At 56.0% G+C, this 17723-nt stretch carries 16 protein-coding genes; 10 read left to right on the top strand and 6 right to left on the bottom strand.

Features of this window, described 5'->3' with window-relative positions:
- Positions 1–2: 2 nt before the first annotated feature.
- Together K7R23_RS24475 and K7R23_RS24470 are read right to left on the bottom strand one after the other, a co-directional pair.
- The gene (locus K7R23_RS24475; protein WP_012904766.1) at positions 3–1550 is read right to left on the bottom strand and encodes an MASE1 domain-containing sensor histidine kinase; all 1548 of its coding nucleotides are present in this window, start codon (positions 1548–1550) and stop codon (positions 3–5) included.
- Entirely contained in the window at positions 1550–2179 is a 630-nt protein-coding gene (locus K7R23_RS24470; protein ID WP_012904767.1) for a response regulator transcription factor, read from the bottom strand. The genes K7R23_RS24475 and K7R23_RS24470 overlap by 1 nt, the downstream gene beginning before the upstream one ends.
- A 253-nt stretch (positions 2180–2432) precedes the next feature.
- On the opposite strand from K7R23_RS24470, the gene tauA reads away from it, so the two are divergent.
- The 4 genes from tauA to tauD are packed head-to-tail and all read left to right on the top strand — an operon-like array spanning position 2433 to position 5851.
- On the top strand, positions 2433–3395 hold the full coding sequence (gene tauA / locus K7R23_RS24465; RefSeq protein WP_012904768.1) for a taurine ABC transporter substrate-binding protein: 963 nt from the start codon (positions 2433–2435) through the stop codon (positions 3393–3395).
- A gap of 10 nt (positions 3396–3405) precedes the next feature.
- Complete coding sequence (gene tauB / locus K7R23_RS24460; protein ID WP_012904769.1) at positions 3406–4173, top strand: taurine ABC transporter ATP-binding subunit; 768 nt, start codon at positions 3406–3408, stop codon at positions 4171–4173.
- Entirely contained in the window at positions 4170–5003 is an 834-nt protein-coding gene (gene tauC, locus K7R23_RS24455) for a taurine ABC transporter permease TauC (RefSeq protein ID WP_012904770.1), read from the top strand. The genes tauB and tauC overlap by 4 nt, the downstream gene beginning before the upstream one ends.
- A complete protein-coding gene (gene tauD, locus K7R23_RS24450; RefSeq protein WP_012904771.1) occupies positions 5000–5851 on the top strand; it encodes a taurine dioxygenase in 852 nt (283 codons plus the stop codon). The genes tauC and tauD overlap by 4 nt, the downstream gene beginning before the upstream one ends.
- A 69-nt stretch (positions 5852–5920) precedes the next feature.
- On the opposite strand, the gene hemB is transcribed toward tauD, so the two are convergent.
- Positions 5921–6895, bottom strand: coding sequence for a porphobilinogen synthase (hemB, locus tag K7R23_RS24445; protein WP_012904772.1), 975 nt, complete (start codon positions 6893–6895; stop codon positions 5921–5923).
- Between the two features lie 291 nt (positions 6896–7186).
- Here hemB and ehaB point away from each other — a divergent pair, with 291 nt between their 5' ends.
- Together ehaB and K7R23_RS24435 are read left to right on the top strand one after the other, a co-directional pair.
- Complete coding sequence (gene ehaB, locus K7R23_RS24440) at positions 7187–10108, top strand: autotransporter adhesin EhaB (RefSeq protein ID WP_012904773.1); 2922 nt, start codon at positions 7187–7189, stop codon at positions 10106–10108.
- Positions 10109–10199: 91 nt separating this feature from the next.
- Complete coding sequence (locus K7R23_RS24435) at positions 10200–10823, top strand: helix-turn-helix domain-containing protein (protein ID WP_024132508.1); 624 nt, start codon at positions 10200–10202, stop codon at positions 10821–10823.
- Here K7R23_RS24435 and ampH read toward each other — a convergent pair whose 3' ends face one another.
- Positions 10824–11981 carry a D-alanyl-D-alanine-carboxypeptidase/endopeptidase AmpH gene (gene ampH, locus K7R23_RS24430; protein ID WP_012904775.1) on the bottom strand — a complete coding sequence of 386 codons (1158 nt, stop codon included), beginning with the start codon at positions 11979–11981 and terminating at the stop codon, positions 10824–10826.
- Positions 11982–12322: 341 nt separating this feature from the next.
- Between ampH and sbmA the strand changes: the two genes are divergently transcribed.
- Together sbmA and K7R23_RS24420 are read left to right on the top strand one after the other, a co-directional pair.
- Positions 12323–13543: a peptide antibiotic transporter SbmA gene (gene sbmA / locus K7R23_RS24425; RefSeq protein ID WP_012904776.1), complete on the top strand. Its 1221-nt coding sequence runs from the start codon at positions 12323–12325 to the stop codon at positions 13541–13543.
- A gap of 14 nt (positions 13544–13557) precedes the next feature.
- Positions 13558–14652 carry a DUF1615 domain-containing protein gene (locus K7R23_RS24420; protein WP_012904777.1) on the top strand — a complete coding sequence of 365 codons (1095 nt, stop codon included), beginning with the start codon at positions 13558–13560 and terminating at the stop codon, positions 14650–14652.
- A 39-nt stretch (positions 14653–14691) separates the two neighbouring features.
- Here the strand turns inward: K7R23_RS24420 and K7R23_RS24415 are convergent, their stop codons facing one another.
- Positions 14692–15000: a YaiY family protein gene (locus K7R23_RS24415; RefSeq protein WP_012904778.1), complete on the bottom strand. Its 309-nt coding sequence runs from the start codon at positions 14998–15000 to the stop codon at positions 14692–14694.
- A gap of 257 nt (positions 15001–15257) precedes the next feature.
- Between K7R23_RS24415 and K7R23_RS24410 the strand changes: the two genes are divergently transcribed.
- Positions 15258–15473, top strand: a complete 216-nt coding sequence (locus tag K7R23_RS24410; protein ID WP_024132509.1) for a DUF2754 domain-containing protein — start codon at positions 15258–15260, stop codon at positions 15471–15473.
- A gap of 254 nt (positions 15474–15727) precedes the next feature.
- Here the strand turns inward: K7R23_RS24410 and ddlA are convergent, their stop codons facing one another.
- Positions 15728–16822, bottom strand: coding sequence for a D-alanine--D-alanine ligase (gene ddlA, locus K7R23_RS24405; RefSeq protein WP_012904780.1), 1095 nt, complete (start codon positions 16820–16822; stop codon positions 15728–15730).
- Between the two features lie 86 nt (positions 16823–16908).
- Between ddlA and K7R23_RS24400 the strand changes: the two genes are divergently transcribed.
- The gene (locus K7R23_RS24400; protein WP_012904781.1) at positions 16909–17613 is read left to right on the top strand and encodes an extensin-like domain-containing protein; all 705 of its coding nucleotides are present in this window, start codon (positions 16909–16911) and stop codon (positions 17611–17613) included.
- Positions 17614–17723 lie beyond the last annotated feature (110 nt).

Raw genomic sequence — 17723 nt, 5'->3', positions numbered from 1 at the left:
GGTTAGCCGTGGGTTTGTTGCAAATTTGTGGGCAAGTTAACAATTACCCGCGTGCCGTGCCGCGACTCCAGCGACAGTTCGCCGCCAAGCGCGCTGACGCGCTCGCGCATTCCCTGAATGCCGAAGCCGGGAAGTTGTCCATCGCCGATGCCTGTGCCGTTATCCTGCACTTCCAGGCGCAGCCGTTCTCCCTGCTGGCACAGGAGAATGGCGACCTCGCTGGCTTCGGCGTGTTTACAGACGTTATTGAGTAACTCCTGAAGCAGGCGATAGAGCGTAAAGCGCACCGTTTCGCTTTCCGGCGTGGCGGTCAGCCGATAGTCAAACCGGCAGCGGATGCCGCGCTCAGCAAAGGCAAATTCATTGAGCAAGTGATGCAGCGCTTCGTTAAACGACAGTTCGTCCAGCGCAGGCGGACGAAGCTGACGCAGCAGCTGGCGGGTGGAGTGGTGGATGCGGCGGGCAAGATCGTTGATTTGACTGGCGGCGGCCTGGGTTTGCGCCGGATCGCGCGCCCGCTTCACCAGCTGCGTCTGGATCTGAATGGCGGTAATATTCTGGCCGATTTCATCGTGCAGCTCGCGCGCCAGACTCTTTCGCGTATCCTCTTCGCTGTGGATCAGCTTTTCGGTCAGCGCCCGCCGCGCCGCCAGTTCCGCTTCCAGCCGTTGGCGATAGTGGTGCAGGTTTTGCGCCAGGTGCTGCTGGCGGCTGATGGCAATTCCCAGACCCATGCCCAGCAGCGCCTGGGTGGCGAGGAAAATTTCCAGTTCGATCAGATTACTGAACCCGACGCCGACCTGGCGGGCGATGGTGATCATCATGCTGCCGAGCAGGCCTGCGAGCACGCCGCCCTGCCAGCCGAATTTCCACGCCATTACCACGTTGGGCAGAAAAACCACGATCAGTAACAGGCGTTCAAGCTCCGGCGACAGCGTCAGCTGGGTGCCGATACCGATGATAAAAAACAGGCTGCACCAGATGATGAGCGAGGTGCGCAGCGGCGGGTTTTGGGTATCCTGCGCCAGCAGCTGATAACGGTGCTGCTGGCGCAGAAATTCGAAAATCAGATAGACGAACGGCGTCAGCAGTACGCCGCCGGTGAATGAGGCCAGGCCGGACAGCATCGCCGGGCTTTTCAGCAGCGGTGAAAGCAGGGCGGTATTGAGCAGTGACGCGACGGTGACCGCTGTCAGCAGCAGCGTCAGCCGCTGCCAGTACAGAGGAAAGCGCTGCCAGAAGCGTTGCGCTATGCTGGCGGGAAGCAGGCTGACCAGCGGCGCAGCCAGCAGGACGAGGAGATCGCCGCTCAGCAGCTGTTCGCTGCGCAGCCAGAGCAGCATCAGCATTGGCGGCAGCACCAGCGCCGGCCAGTAGCGGCGCGCAAGCAGGATCAGCAGCGCCAGATAGACGCCGTGCGGCAGGAACAGCGCCGCCTGCTGGCCGTTATGGGTCAGATAAAAGCCGAGCGTCCACAGCATCAGCCAGCCGGTTCCCCAGGCCAGTACGATAAACAGCGAGATCACGACATAACGAAGCGGATGCGACATTAATGCCCCACCAGCAGCTTATGGTCGAGGGCGAAATGCACCAGCTCGATGGTGCTGTGGCAGTTCAGTTTGCCAAGCACGTTGGCGCGATACACATGGACCGTTTTATGGCTGAGGTCGAGCTTAAAGGCGATCTCCTTAACGCTGTCGCCTTTGACCAGCAGATTAAACACTTCACGCTCTCGCGGAGTAAGCGCTTCCAGCTCCGGCGGCAGTTGCTCTCCGCCACGCAACGCCCGCAGCGCGTCGGCGCAGAGATAATGTCCCCCCAGGCCGACGGAGCGTACCGCCTGCACCAGCTCCTCCGGCCCGCAGCGCTTGGTCAGGTAGCCGCTGGCCCCGGCGGTCAGCGCGCTTTGTACAAAGGTGGGCGAATCATAGATGCTGAGAATAATGGCGCGAAACTGCGGCTTCTGCGCCCGCAGGCGCTTCAGCAGGCTCAGGCCGTTCTCATCCGGCATGGCGATATCCATCACCGCCACGCTAACGTCGTCGCGCAACAGCGCAGGCCACGCGTCCGCCGCGCGGCTGAACTGGCCCGCGACCTCAAGGTCCTCTTCGAGACTGAGTAATTGCGCAAAGCCGGAACGCACCACCACATGGTCGTCCACCAGCACCACACGTATCATAATTTTGCTCTCCTGCAGGATTATGTCTCTATGATGCCTGCCGCTGCTGCGCTGGCAATCAATCAGGTGTCGTTATGGAACGAATATAACAAAATGGTCATCTTCGGCTGTTTGCGCCGGACATGCGCAAATTCGCTAACCATTGCCGGTTTTTTTCTAAAAACGCTTTGCTATTAGCCAGAATTTTTAATTCCTTTATCAAATCTTTCGGCGACGAAATACTGCACCCATAACAAGACAAGGGAGCAGACAAATGGCACTTTCATCGCGTAATACACTTCTTGCCGCGCTGGCGTTTATCGCCTTTCAGGCGCAGGCGGTTAACGTCACCGTCGCGTATCAGACCTCCGCCGAACCGGCCAAGGTCGCCCAGGCGGATAACACCTTTGAGAAAGCGAGCGGGGCGACCGTGGCGTGGCGTAAATTCGACAGCGGCGCGAGCATCGTGCGCGCGCTGGCCTCCGGCGACGTGCAGATTGGCAATCTCGGCTCCAGCCCGCTGGCGGTCGCCGCCAGCCAGCAGGTGCCGATTGAAGTTTTCCTGCTCGCCTCAAAACTCGGTAATTCTGAAGCGCTGGTGGTGAAGAAAACGATCGGCAAACCGCAGGATCTGATCGGCAAGCGCATCGCGGTGCCGTTTATCTCCACCACCCACTACAGCCTGCTGGCGGCGCTGAAACACTGGGGGATCAAGCCCGGCCAGCTGGAGATTATCAACCTGCAGCCGCCGGCGATTATTGCCGCCTGGCAGCGCGGAGATATCGACGGCGCGTACGTCTGGGCGCCGGCGGTGAACGCGCTGGAAAAAGAGGGCAGGGTATTGACCGATTTGGCGATGGTCGGGGAGTGGGGCTCGCCGACGCTTGACGTCTGGGTGGTGCGTAAAGACTTCGCTGAACAGCATCCGGAGGTGGTGAAGGCCTTCGCCAAAAGCGCCCTTGACGCCCAGCAGTCTTACATCGCTAACCCCGACGACTGGCTGAAACAGCCGGAAAACATCAGCAAACTGTCGCGCTTAAGCGGCGTACCGGAAGCCGATGTCCCCGGACTGGTGAAAGGCAATACCTATCTCACGCCGCAGCAGCAGACCGCCGAGCTGAACGGGCCGGTGAATAAAGCGATTATCGATACCGCGCAATTTCTGAAAGAGCAGGGCAAAGTGCCCGCGGTGGCGAGCGACTACAGCCAGTACGTTACCGACCGCTTCGTGCAGTAAGGAGGCGCGGATGCTGCAACTCTCTCATCTGTATGCCGACTACGGCGGAAAACCGGCGCTGGAGGATATTAACCTGACGCTGGACAGCGGTGAGCTGCTGGTGGTGCTGGGGCCGTCCGGCTGCGGCAAAACGACCTTACTGAATCTGATCGCCGGGTTTGCGCCGTATCGCCACGGCACGATTCAACTGGCGGGGAAGCGCGTTGACGGGCCGGGCGCGGAGCGTGGGGTGGTCTTTCAGCATGAAGGGCTGCTGCCGTGGCGCAACGTGCAGGATAACGTCGCGTTTGGTCTGCAGCTGGCGGGCGTCGGTAAGGCGCAGCGCATTCACGTCGCGCAGGAGATGCTGAAAAAAGTGGGGCTGGAGGGCGCCGGCAAGCGCTTTATCTGGCAGCTTTCCGGCGGGCAGCGCCAGCGCGTCGGCATTGCCCGGGCGCTGGCGGCGAATCCGCAGCTGTTGCTGCTCGATGAGCCCTTCGGCGCGCTGGACGTCTTCACCCGCGAGCAGATGCAAACCCTGCTGCTGAGGCTGTGGCACGAGACGGGCAAACAGGTGCTGCTGATCACGCACGATATTGAAGAGGCGGTATTTATGGCTACCGAACTGGTCCTGCTCTCGCCGGGGCCAGGGCGCGTGCTGGAACGTCTGCCGCTCAATTTTGCCCGTCGCTTTGTGGCCGGGGAGAGCTGCCGCAGCATCAAGTCCGATCCGCAGTTTATCGATACCCGCGAATACGTATTAAACCGCGTGTTTGCCCAACGGGAGGCTTTCTCATGAGCGTGGCGATCAACGATAAACCGCGCCAGCGCGCGCTGAAGCTGAAATGGCGCTGGCCGTTATCCCGCCAGCTGACATTAAGCCTCGGCACGCTGGCGGTCATTGTGTCGGTATGGTGGGCGGTGGCGACGCTGCAACTGGTCAGCCCGCTGTTTTTGCCGCCGCCGGGACAGGTGCTGCAAAAGCTGTGGGTTATTGCCGGTCCGCAGGGATTTATGGACGCCACCCTGTGGCAGCATCTGGCGGCAAGCCTGACCCGCATTGTGCTGGCGCTGCTGGCGGCGGCGATCGTGGGGATTCCGGTGGGAATTGCGATGGGGCTGAGTCCCGCGATCCGCGGCGTTCTCGATCCGATCATTGAGCTGTATCGCCCGGTGCCGCCGCTGGCGTATCTGCCGCTGATGGTTATCTGGTTCGGCATTGGCGAAACCTCGAAGATCCTGCTGATCTATCTGGCGATTTTCGCTCCGGTGGCGATGTCGGCGCTGGCGGGCGTGAAAAGCGCGCAGCAGGTGCGGCTTCGCGCGGCGCAGTCGCTGGGGGCCAGTCGTTCGCAGGTGCTGTGGTTTGTGATCCTGCCGGGGGCGCTGCCGGAGATCCTCACCGGCTTACGCATTGGCCTCGGCGTCGGCTGGTCGACGCTGGTGGCGGCGGAGCTGATCGCCGCGACGCGGGGCTTAGGCTTTATGGTGCAGTCGGCAGGGGAGTTTCTGGCGACCGACGTGGTGCTGGCGGGGATCGCGGTGATTGCGGTTATCGCCTTTATGTTAGAACTGGGTCTGCGCGCGCTTCAGCGTCGCCTGACGCCCTGGCATGGAGAAGTCCAATGAGTGAACGTTTAAGCATTACCCCGCTGGGGCCGTACATTGGCGCGCTGATTAGCGGCGCGGATTTGAGCCGTCCGCTGAGCGATAATCAGTTTGAGCAGCTTTATCATGCGGTGCTGCGCCATCAGGTGGTGTTCCTGCGTGAACAGGTGATTACGCCGCAGCAGCAGCGTGCACTGGCCCTGCGCTTTGGCGACCTGCATATTCATCCGGTCTATCCTCATGCCGAAGGCGTGGAAGAGATTATCGTCCTGGATACGCACAATGATAATCCGCCGGATAACGACAACTGGCACACCGACGTCACTTTTATTGAGACGCCGCCCGCCGGGGCGATTCTGGCGGCCAAAGAGTTGCCCTCTACCGGCGGCGATACGCTGTGGACCAGCGGCATTGCCGCTTACGAGGCGCTATCAGCGCCTTTCCGCCAGCTGCTGAGCGGCCTGCGGGCGGAGCATGATTTCCGTAAATCCTTCCCGGAGCATAAGTATCGCGCAACGGAGGAGGAGCATCAGCGCTGGCGGGAAGCGGTGGCGAAACATCCGCCGCTGCTGCATCCGGTCGTGCGGACCCATCCGGTGAGCGGTAGGCAGGCGCTGTTTGTCAACGAAGGCTTTACCACCCGCATCGTCGATGTCACGGAGAAGGAGAGCGACGCGCTGCTCAGCTTCCTGTTCGCGCATATTACCAGACCGGAGTTTCAGGTACGCTGGCGCTGGCAGCCCAATGACGTGGCTGTCTGGGATAACCGCGTGACGCAGCACTACGCCAACGCCGATTATCTGCCGCAGCGGCGGATTATGCATCGGGCGACTATTCTCGGAGATAAGCCATTTTATCGGGCGGGATAAGGGAAGGCGGTGAAACAGAACAGGCCGGGTAGGGCGTAACCGCCTCCCCGGCAATAAATAACGAAGTGCTTAACGCAGAATTTTCTTTTCCGCCAGATCCAGCGCGAAGTAGCTGAAGATCAGATCCGCGCCCGCGCGTTTGATCGCCCCTAAGCTTTCCAGCACCACTTTTTCTTCATCAATGGCTCCCGCCATGGCGGCGAATTTGATCATCGCATACTCACCGCTGACCTGATAGGCCCCGAGCGGTAGCTCCGTGCGTTCGCGGATGTCGCGCAGCACGTCAAGATAGGCGCCAGCCGGTTTTACCATCAGGCAGTCCGCGCCCTGCGCTTCGTCGAGCAGGGATTCGCGAATGGCTTCGCGACGGTTCATCGGGTTCATCTGGTAGGTTTTACGATCGCCTTTCAGCGCGGTGCCCGCCGCCTCCCGAAACGGACCATAAAAAGAAGAGGCGAATTTGGTAGAATAGGACATGATAGCCGTATCGGTAAAACCGGCGGCGTCCAGCGCCTGACGAATCGCCTGCACTTGCCCGTCCATTGCCGCGGAAGGCGCGATGAAATCAGCCCCGGCCGCGGCTGCGACGACGGCCTGCTTGCCGAGATTGGCCAGCGTTGCGTCGTTATCGACGCCGTGCTCGCACAGGACGCCGCAGTGACCGTGAGAAGTATATTCACAAAAGCAGGTATCTGACATTACAATCATGTCCGGCACGGTCTGTTTGCAGATGCGTGACATCCGGGCGACCAGACCGTCCTCTTTCCAGGCATCGCTGCCGGTTTCATCGGTATGGTGAGAGATACCAAAGGTCATGACGGAGCGGATACCGGCGCTGGCGATGCGTTCGATCTCGCGCGCCAGATGCTTTTCCGGAATGCGCATGATGCCGGGCATTGCCTCGATAGCTTTGTAATCGTCGAGTTCTTCTTCAACAAAGATCGGCAACACCAGGTCGTTTAAGCTGAGTGTTGTCTCTTCAAACATGGCGCGCAGCGCAGCGGATTTGCGCAGGCGACGTGGGCGTTGGATTAAGTCTGTCATGGGATGCCTGATGTTTGTGAAAGTGAAATAGCAGTATACCCTGAATCTTCTGACATGTGTTTTACTAATGTTGTCTTTATGATTGTTTTTCTCTTATAATAAATACAAATATCTCTTCATTCTTAATATATTATTCTTTTTATTATTATTGTCCGAATCCGGACGGAACGGAAAGAATAATTGAACCTTTCTTTTGAGACGACGCATAATCCCTCCTGCAAAACAAAATTGTTTTCGCTGCATTAATAATTGATGGATCAACACTATTACGTCCCTGAGGAGGGATGACAAATGCACTCCTGGAAAAAGAAACTCGTAGTCTCACAATTAGCATTGGCTTGCACTCTGGCAATCACTTCTCAGGCAAATGCTTCAACGGATATTTCCGGCACCACGTATAATACGTTCACGCACTATGATAATAGCACCCACGCGGATGGCGTTTATTTTGAAGGTTACGTTGGCTGGAATAACTACGCGACCAATAGCGTATACAACGGCAATATCTATCCGGTAATCAAGAATTCAACCGTTAACGGCGTGATTTCGACTTATTATCTGGATGATGGTCTGGCGACCAACGCCAATGACAACAGCCTGACAATCAAAAACAGCACCATTCATGGCATGATCACGTCTGAATGCATGACCACAGACTGTGTGAACCGTGATACCGGTTATGTGTACGATCGTCTGGCGCTGACCGTTGATAACTCCACCATCGACGACAATTACGAACACTATACCTATAACGGCACCTACACTGACGGCACTGCCGATACGCATATTTTTGATGTTTATAATCTGGGCGTAGCAGTTACGTTGGATCAGGAAGTTGACCTGGTTATCAAAAATAACTCTCACGTAGCGGGTATTAGCCTGATTCAGGGCTATGAGTGGGAAGATACTGATGATAATACCGTCAGCACCGGGGTAAACAGCAGCAAAGTATTTACCAATAAGATTACCGTAGCCGATTCTACCGTGACTTCCGGTTCATGGTCGGATGAAGGTACTTCCGGATGGTTCGGTAACAATAATAACGCCAGCGACTACAACGGCTCTGGTTATAGTGCGGATGACGTGGCCTTAGAGGTTTACGCGAATCCGTTTGCAGACAACGCCATGCAGACCACCGCAACGTTCAGCAACTCTACGCTGATGGGCGACGTTGTTTTCGCCAGCAATTTTGACGAAAACTTCTTCCCGAACGGCGCAGACAGCTATCGCGACACCGATACCAACGTTGACACGAACGGTTGGGATGGCACCGACCGTCTCGATCTGACGCTGAACAACGGCAGTAAGTGGGTGGGTGCGGCGATGTCCGTACATCAGGTTGATACCGATGGCGATGGCGTTTATGACAGCATCGAAACAGGAACGGAAGCGACCTCTACGCTGATTGATATCGCCGCCAACAGCCTGTGGCCGTGGTCAACCTACGGCGTTGATAACAGCGATACCGCCTATGATGAAAATGGTCATGTAGTGGGTAATGAGGTCTATCAGAGCGGTCTGTTCAACGTAACGCTGAACAACGGTTCGCAATGGGATACCACAAAATCCTCATTGATTGATACCCTGAATATTAATAGCGGATCAATTGTTAATGTTGCTGACTCTACGCTGATTTCTGATACCATCGATCTGACTGGCGGCGCTGCGCTGAACATCAACGAAGATGGTCATGTCGCCACCGACAAGCTGACTGTTAATAACAGTACCGTAACCATTGCTGATGATGTTTCTGCTGGCTGGGGCGTAAACGATGCGGCTCTGTATGCCAATACCATCAACGTCACTAACAACGGTGTTCTGGATGTGGGCAACAGCACCGCGTATGCGCTGCAGGCTGATACCCTGAATCTGACCAGCTACACGGATGCGAATGGTCACGTTAATGCCGGTGTGTTTAACGTTCACAGCAACAGCTTTGTGCTGGATGCCGACCTGACGAACGACCGGACATGGGATACCACTAAGTCCAACTATGGCTACGGTATCATCGCCATGAACTCCGATGGTCACCTGACCATTAACGGTAACGGCGATGCTTACAGCGCCGATCTGGCGGAAGTTGATAACGCTGGCGACGGCGTAGCGGCGGCAACCGGTAACTATAAAGTACGTATCGACAACGCCACTGGCGAAGGTTCCGTTGCGGATTACAAAGGTAAAGAGCTGATCTATGTAAACGATAAGAACAGCACTGCCACCTTCTCCGCCGCGAACAAAGCGGACCTGGGCGCATTTACCTATCAGGCGCGTCAGGAAGGCAACACTGTCGTTCTGCAACAGATGCAGCTGACTGACTATGCGAACATGGCGCTGAGCATCCCGTCTGCTAACAGCAATATCTGGAATCTGCAGCAGGATACCGTTGGCACGCGTCTGACCAACGCCCGTCACGGTCTGGCGGATAACGGCGGCGCATGGGTGAGCTACTTCGGCGGTAACTTTAACGGCGACAATGGCACCATCAAATACGATCAGGATGTTAACGGCATTATGGTCGGTGTCGATACCAAAATTGACGGCAACAACGCGAAGTGGATTGTCGGTGCGGCAGCAGGCTTTGCCAAAGGTGATATGAGCGACCGTACAGGTCAGGTGGATCAGGACAGCCAGTCTGCTTACATCTACTCTTCTGCACGCTTTGCAAACGACGTCTTTGTCGATGGCAACCTGAGCTACTCCCACTTCAACAACGATCTGACCGCGAACATGAGCAACGGTCAGTATGTGGATGGCAACACCTCTGCTGATGCCTGGGGCTTTGGTCTGAAACTGGGCTATGACTGGAAACTGGGCGATGCGGGTTACCTGACGCCGTACGGCAGCGTATCTGGTCTGTTCCAGTCCGGCGACGACTACCGTCTGAGCAACAACCTGCGGGTTGACGGACAGTCTTACGACAGCATCCGTTATGAACTGGGCGTAGATGCGGGTTACACCTTCACCTACAGCGACGATCAGGCGATGACGCCGTACTTCAAGCTGGCCTACGTGTATGACGATGCGAACAACGATGCTCACGTAAACGGTGATTCCATCGATAACGGCACCGAAGGTTCTGCAGTTCGTGTGGGTCTGGGCACGCAGTTCAGCTTTACGAAAAACTTCAGCGCTTATACTGACGTTAACTACCTCGGCGGCGGCGATGTTGATCAGGACTGGTCTGCTAACCTCGGCGTTAAATATACCTGGTAATCTTTCCCTGGCGGAAATGATTTAAGCGTATTTGAACTGGTAAAAAATGCCCATCAAGGATCTGATGGGCATTACTGCAAGGAAAGCAAGTATGTTATCTTTAGACAAGCCGCTTAAAGAGTTTGCTCTTCTTAATAAATGCTTATCAAAATACGGTACGCGTTTCGAAATTCCCCGTCAAAAAGAATGTCTTTTTTCCGAAAATATCGCCCATGACAATACTATTGTGATTCAGGAAGGTCTTATTTCACTAAGACGTCAGGAACAGGTTCTGGTGGGTATTGGGCAGGCGCCGGTTATCTTAGGCCTTGATAATGGCGTAATGAAAAATGAAGTTCAATACGATATTTTCACTGAAGGGGCATGTTCAGGATATTATCTCCCCTCAACGAAAACTGTCGAAGTTATTGAGGAGTGTCAGTTATGGCGTGAAGCGTGTTACTGGATAACCTGGCTCAACCGATTTCTTGAATTGCGTGACCGACAGCTGATTGGCAATAATTCTTATGAACAGATCCGCTCCACGCTTATTACCATGAATGAGTGGGAGGAGGCGCTACGCTCCCGCATTGGCGTCATGAACTACATCCATCAGCGCACCCGTATCTCCCGCTCCGTTGTGGCAGAAGTGCTTGCCGCGTTACGTAAGGGCGGCTATATCGAAATGAATAAAGGCAAACTGGTAAAAATTAACCGTTTGCCCTATGAGTATTGATCAGGAGGCGGGAACCGCCAGCGGTCTGTTTTCGCTCAGTTCAACCACCAGATCGTTAATTCCGTCACTCATATTCTTAAAACGCGTAAGCGGAGAGCGTGTCACGACCACGAACGCGCCGACGTTTTGCTGCGGGATCATCGCCATGTAGGTAATGAAGCCACCGCCGCCGCCGGTTTTTTGAATAATCCCCGGACGACCGTTTTTCGGTGCCATATAGACCCAGCCCAGCCCCAGCGCATCGGCCTTGCCTGGAACATCCATCCCCGTGACCCGCGTTAACTGCGCGCGCTGATAGATCAGCGTCTGCATCCTGTCAGCCTGATTGCTGCGATGATAAAAGTCAGAAGAAAGATACTGCTGCATCCAGCGCATCATATCGCCTGGCGTCGAATACACCCCGCCGCTGCCAATCGCCGCCAGCGTGTTATTGCACGGGCTGGCCCCTTTTTCCGCCACCATCAGCCGCTTACACTGATCGGGCGACGGCGTAAAAGTGGTGTCCTTCATTCCCAGAGGGCGGGTGATTTTTTCCGCAAAAAGCTGGCTATAAGGTTTGCCGGCGGCGTTAGCCAGCGCATCCGCCAGCAGGTCGTAGGCCAGATTCGAATAAGAGGCCTGCGAGCCAGGGGCCGCTTTCAGGGTGGCATCAGAAAGGTACGTCCAGCGCTGCTCCCGGGTCGGCCAGACGAAAACCGGACGCTTGGGCGCGCCGCCGGGCTGTTCGCGGGGCAGGGCGCTGGTGTGCGTCGCCAGGTGGACTAAGGTGATGGGTTTCCCCTGATACGAAGGAACGTATGCGCCGGGCGGCGCATATTTACTCAGCGGATCGTCCAGCCTGACGGTTCCCTGATCGAGCAGCTTCACCAGCATTTCACTGGTCATCAGCTTGGTGATTGAGGCAATACGAATGACCGAATCGAGCTGTGGGCGGACGTTATTGCCCGGGCGGGTTTCGCCGAAGCTGCGAAAGACGCGCTGATTGCCGTCGATAACGACCAGCGCCATCCCCGTCGCACCGCTGCCATAAAAAATGTGGTTAGCGTAGCGTTCAACGATATCGGAAGCGAAAACCGGTTCGGCAATCGGCTGCGCCGCCTGGACTGAGGTCAATGACGCCGCGCAGAGCACGGCAGAAAAAAGCAGACTACGTTTCAACGGTGGTGTCCATGAGTCAGATGAAGTTAAAAAACTGTTGGTATTTATACTCCGGCGTCGCCTTTTTCAAAGCGCTAATTAAAGCAAGGATAGTTATAAAAACGTAACGGCGCGTAAATGTGCCGTTTTTTAAGGCCAGAGAAAGCCCATTTTTGTGATCCTGAGCGTATAGTAGCCGTCGATTTTGACCCGGCGATTGTAATGGGTCGAAACAATTCCTTCTGAACGGTCTGCGAACTAAGATGCGCCGTTCTGGTCACACAGGGCGGTTTCGCTGATGGTGACCTTTTTATTTTCAGCACAGCAGTTGTCATAACCATAAGAAGTTAGCAGGAGAGCATATGTTCAAGTCTTTTTTCCCAAAGCCGGGCCCTTTTTTTCTCTCGGCGCTGATTTGGGCCGTCATTGCCATCATTTTCTGGCAGGCGGGCGGAGGAGCCAGGCTGGCGCATCTGTCCGGCGCGTCGGGCGATGCGCCCATTAGCGCCGCGCGCTTCTGGTCGCCAGGCTACCTGATTTTCTACGCTTATTATGCGCTGTGCGTCGGCGCGTTCGCTCTCTTCTGGTTTACCTACAGTCCGCACCGCTGGCAGTACTGGTCGATTACCGGCACCGCGCTGATTATTTTTGTCACCTGGTTTCTGGTTGAGGTCGGCGTGGCGGTCAACGCCTGGTACGCTCCGTTCTACGATTTAATTCAGCAAGCGCTCACTTCGCCGCATAAGGTGACGATGGCGCAGTTTTACAACGGACTCGGCATCTTTCTTGGCATCGCGCTGATTGCCGTGGTGATAAGCGTACTGAACAATTTCTTCGTCAGCCACTATGTATTCCGCTGGCGTACGGCAATGAACGAATATTACATGGCCCACTGGCAGCATCTTCGCCATATCGAAGGCGCCGCGCAGCGTGTGCAGGAAGATACCATGCGTTTTGCCTCGACGCTGGAAAACATGGGCGTGAGTTTTATTAACGCCATCATGACCTTAGTCGCCTTCCTGCCGGTGCTGATTACGCTGTCGGCGCATGTGCCGGAGCTGCCGGTTGTCGGGCATGTGCCGTATAGCCTGGTGATGGCGGCGATTGTCTGGTCGCTGATAGGAACCGGCCTGCTGGCGGTGGTCGGCATTAAGCTGCCGGGGCTGGAGTTTAAAAATCAGCGCGTCGAAGCGGCTTACCGTAAAGAGCTGGTTTATGGCGAAGACGATGCCAGCCGCGCCGCGCCGCCGACCGTGCGCGAACTGTTCAGCGCGGTGCGCCAGAACTACTTTCGCCTCTATTTTCACTACATGTATTTCAATATCGCGCGCATTTTATACCTGCAGGCGGATAACGTTTTCGGCCTGTTCCTGCTGTTTCCGTCGATTGTCGCCGGTACGCTTACGCTCGGTCTGATGACGCAAATTACCAACGTTTTTGGTCAGGTGCGTGGGGCGTTTCAGTATCTGATAAACTCATGGACTACGCTGGTGGAGCTGATGTCAATTTACAAACGTCTGCGTAGCTTTGAACATACGCTGGACGACAAGGAGATTCAGGTTGTCACCCACACTCTTGGTTAACATAAGGAAACGTTATGGCGGCGGCGTCTCGTCTTTATCCTTTATCATTACTGGCCGGGCTGGTGCTTGTCGGATGTAGTACCCGCACGGCGCAGCCGTTAAAACAGGGGGAGAAACCCGTCGACGTGGCGAGCGTGGTGCGCCAGAAAATGCCGGCCAGCGTTAAAGACCGGGACGACTGGGCCAACGACCTCGCAAAAACCTTTGAGAGCCAGAAAATCGCCCCGACGGTAGAAAACGTCTGTTCGGTGCTGGCGGTAGCCCAGCAGGAGTCCGGCTATACCGCCGATCCGGTGGTGCCGGGATTAAGCAAAATCGCCTGGCAGGAGATCGACCGCCGCGCTGAACGTATGCATATCCCGGTTTTTCTGGTACATACCGCGCTGAAAATCACCTCGCCGAACGGTAAAAGCTACAGCGAACGCCTTGATAAGGTGAGAACGGAAAAGCAGCTCAGCGCGATATTCGATGATTTTATCAATATGGTGCCGATGGGGCAGACGCTGTTTGGTTCGCTCAATCCGGTACATACGGGCGGACCGATGCAGGTCAGCATTGCCTTCGCCGAGCAGCACGCCAGAGGTTATCCGTGGAAGATGGAGGGAACGGTGCGTCAGGAAGTGTTCACTCGTCGCGGCGGGCTGTGGTTCGGAACGTACCATCTGCTGAACTATCCGGCAAACTACAGCGCGCCGATATTCCGCTTTGCCGATTTTAATGCCGGCTGGTATGCCAGCCGCAATGCCGCATTCCAGAATGCGGTTAGCAAAGCCAGCGGCGTGAAGCTGGCGCTGGACGGCGATTTAATCATGTACGGGAGTAAGGACGCCGGTAAAACCGAGCTGGCGGTGCGTAAGCTGGCGGACAAGCTGGATCTCAGCGAGAGCGCTATCCGTCGGCAGCTGGAAAAAGGGGACAGCCTGGCGTTTGAAGAGACGGCGCTGTACGAAAGAGTGTATGCCCTGGCTGAAAAGAAAACCGGCAAGAAGCTGCCGCGTGAAATGCTGCCGGGAATACAGCTGGAAAGCCCGAAAATTACCCGCAACCTGACCACCGCCTGGTTTGCCAAACGGGTCGACGATCGGCGCGCGAAGTGTATGGGGCGATAACGGCGAATCGGGTGAGTCAGCGCTCACCCGCAAATGCAATCAGTGATGGCGGTGACGCCAGTGCAGGAAGGCGGCGATAACGCCGAAAATCAGGCTGCCGACCAGGAACGGCACCAGACCGAAAATCGTGCCAACACCGAGGCCGATTTCCACGCGCGGACGTCCGGTTTCCTGTACCTGCATCAGATGCTCATAAACGCCCGGCGCATGGACCAGCAGATTCAGGATCTGCGCGCCGGCCCAAAAACAAAACAGTACGAACACCGCATAGGCGATGTTGCCAGGGGTGGAGGAGGTTTCACGATGTTTCCCGTTAAACAGGGATTTTGAGAGTGTGAAATCAGCCATATATGACCTCCGCGAGATATTCTGCCTTCTGTCCGGCACATGCCAGGGACATAGTGTGAGTCTGACAGGTCATCACGTTTGTCAATATCAGAATGATGGTAATTTCAGCCTGGGAGGAGTCCTGGAATGCAGATTTTTGCTGCTTGTCACAAATCTGTTACTTTGAGTTAAATTAGGCAACATTTAAGAAATTCCGCAGATCGCGCAGACGTATTTCCGGTAATATGCCAGCATGTTTTTTCCGTTCGGGAGCCGTTATGAATTTGCCTGTAAAAATCCGCCGTGACTGGCACTATTACGCCTTTGCCATCGGGCTAATTTTCATCCTGAACGGTATTGTCGGGCTGCTGGGTTTTGACGCTAAAGGCTGGCAAACCTATGCCGTAGGGGCGGTGACATGGGTAATCAGCTTCTGGCTGGCGGGGCTGATTATCCGCCGTCGGGTGGAAGAGGATGAAACTGCGCAGGAGTGATAAGCCGCCGAACGCCGGATGGCGGCGTAAACGCCTTATCCGGCCTACGATATGTCCAGGCCTGATAGCGGCCCGGGCTGTAGGCCTGATAAGCGCAGCGCCATCAGGCAATAGCCGAATCGCGACCCGGGCAGCCGCCGAACGCCGGATGGCGGCGTAAACGCCTTATCCGGCCTACGATATGTCCAGGCCTGATAGCGGCCCGGGCTGTAGGCCTGATAAGCGTCAGCGCCATCAGGCAATGAGTGCATGGCTTAGATTGTCGTTTTCAGCGCGTTATCCGCAGCGTGTCGCTCCAGCGCCAGTTCAATCAAACGGCTGATCAGATCGGTATAGCTTAACCCGCTGGCCTGCCAGAGTTTCGGGTACATACTGATGTTGGTAAAGCCCGGCAGCGTGTTGATCTCATTGATCACCACTTCATTTTCCGCGGTCAAAAAGACATCGACGCGCGCCATACCGGCACAGCCCAGCGTCTGGTAAGCCTGGATGGCAATATCACGGATCTTGTCGTTGATCTGCGGATCGATCGTCGCAGGCACCACCACTTTCGCACCGTTATCGTCGATGTATTTGGTGTCGTAAGCGTAAAAATCGCTGTTCAGCACGATTTCGCCGCAGGTACTGGCCTGTGGACGATCGTTACCCAGCACCGCGCATTCAATTTCGCGCCCGACGATCCCTTGTTCTACCACTACCTTATGATCGAATTCGAACGCCAGCGCGACGGCCTGGGCGTACTGCGCCTCGTTGGTCACTTTACTGACACCGACGGAAGAGCCCTGGTTGGCTGGCTTCACGAACAGCGGCAGGCCGAGACGCGCTTTTATATCGGCAAAGCTAAAAGTATGGCGATTGGCCCGGCTGAGAGTCACGAATGGCGCAATATTCAGCCCGGTGTCGCGCAGCAGGCGTTTAGTCACATCTTTGTCCATGCAAGCCGCCGAGCCCAGCACATCGGAACCGACGAACGGCAGATTCGCCACCCGCAGCATCCCCTGTAGCGAACCATCTTCGCCCAGCGTACCGTGGACGATTGGGAATATCACATCCACTGTCGGCAGGGGCGTGGCGGTCCGGGCATCAATAAGCTGGTGTTCATGTTGACCCGGCACCTGGGCAAGACGGGTGGCGGAAGGACGCAGCGCAATGTGCGCGGGATCGTCCGCGTTGAGCAGGTAGTTGGCCGCATCGCTGACGTGCCACTGCCCCTGTTTATCAATACCTAACAGCACAACCTCAAAGCGGGTCTTGTCGATGGCATCGACAATATTTTTTGCCGATTGCAAAGACACCTCATGTTCCGCTGATTTCCCGCCAAATACGATTCCTACCCGCAATTTCGCCATCTTAAAAAACCCATTCCATCAAACGCAAAGCGTATACATTACCACGACAATAAGAGCGATTCGCGGGCTTCTGCCATAATGTCAGAGTGAAACGCAAAGGAGGGGGCGTGAAAGGTAAAGGCTGGCTGGTCATTATTCTGTTGGGCGCGGCGTGTGGCGTGGGATACCGCTATCTGCCGTCATATTACAATCCGTTTGCTCCGCTGGAGCTCGCCGATCCGCCAGGCTGGCTTACCCAATTTAAGCTGCGGCAGCTGACGCCGGAACGCTGTCATGCGCTGCTGGAACAGGCTAATCAGCAGAAGTTAATCTCCTCACAGCCGGTGGCCGACAGCGCAGGCGAATGTCCGTTAACCGACGTTGTGCGCGTCAGGGATTTCGGCGTCGTTAAACTGAGCAGCAGTTTTCTCGCCTCCTGTCCCCTGGCGCTCAGCTCGGCGCTGTTCGTGGAGCAGCAGGCGAGGCCGTTGACCGAACGGTTTATGGCCAGCAGGCTGGTGCGTATCGATCACCTCGGCAGCTTCGCCTGTCGCAATATTTATCATCGCCCGGATGCGCGCCGTAGCGAACACGCCAGCGCGCAGGCGCTGGACATCAGCGGTTTTCGCCTTGCCGACGGGCGGCGCATCAGCGTGCTGCATGGCTGGAAACAGGAAGTCAGCGCGCCCTGGCTACGCGCGCTGCTCAACGCGAGCTGTCAATACTATGGCAACGGCTTAGGCCCGGAGTATAACGCCGCTCATGCCAACCATTTTCATCTCGGGATGCGCGGCTACGGGCTCTGCCGCTAAGCATAAAACCCTGTTATCGGAGGGGGTTCATTGTGATATATTTCACAAATCTGATGAACGGGGAGATAAAATGGCAAACTGGTGTCAATCGCATCTCCTGAACCATTCAA

It is taken from the genome of Citrobacter rodentium NBRC 105723 = DSM 16636 (assembly GCF_021278985.1).
GTDB lineage: Bacteria > Pseudomonadota > Gammaproteobacteria > Enterobacterales > Enterobacteriaceae > Citrobacter_A > Citrobacter_A rodentium.
Note: the sequence above shows the minus strand (reverse complement) of the source record. Positions and strands in the feature narration are given on the sequence as shown.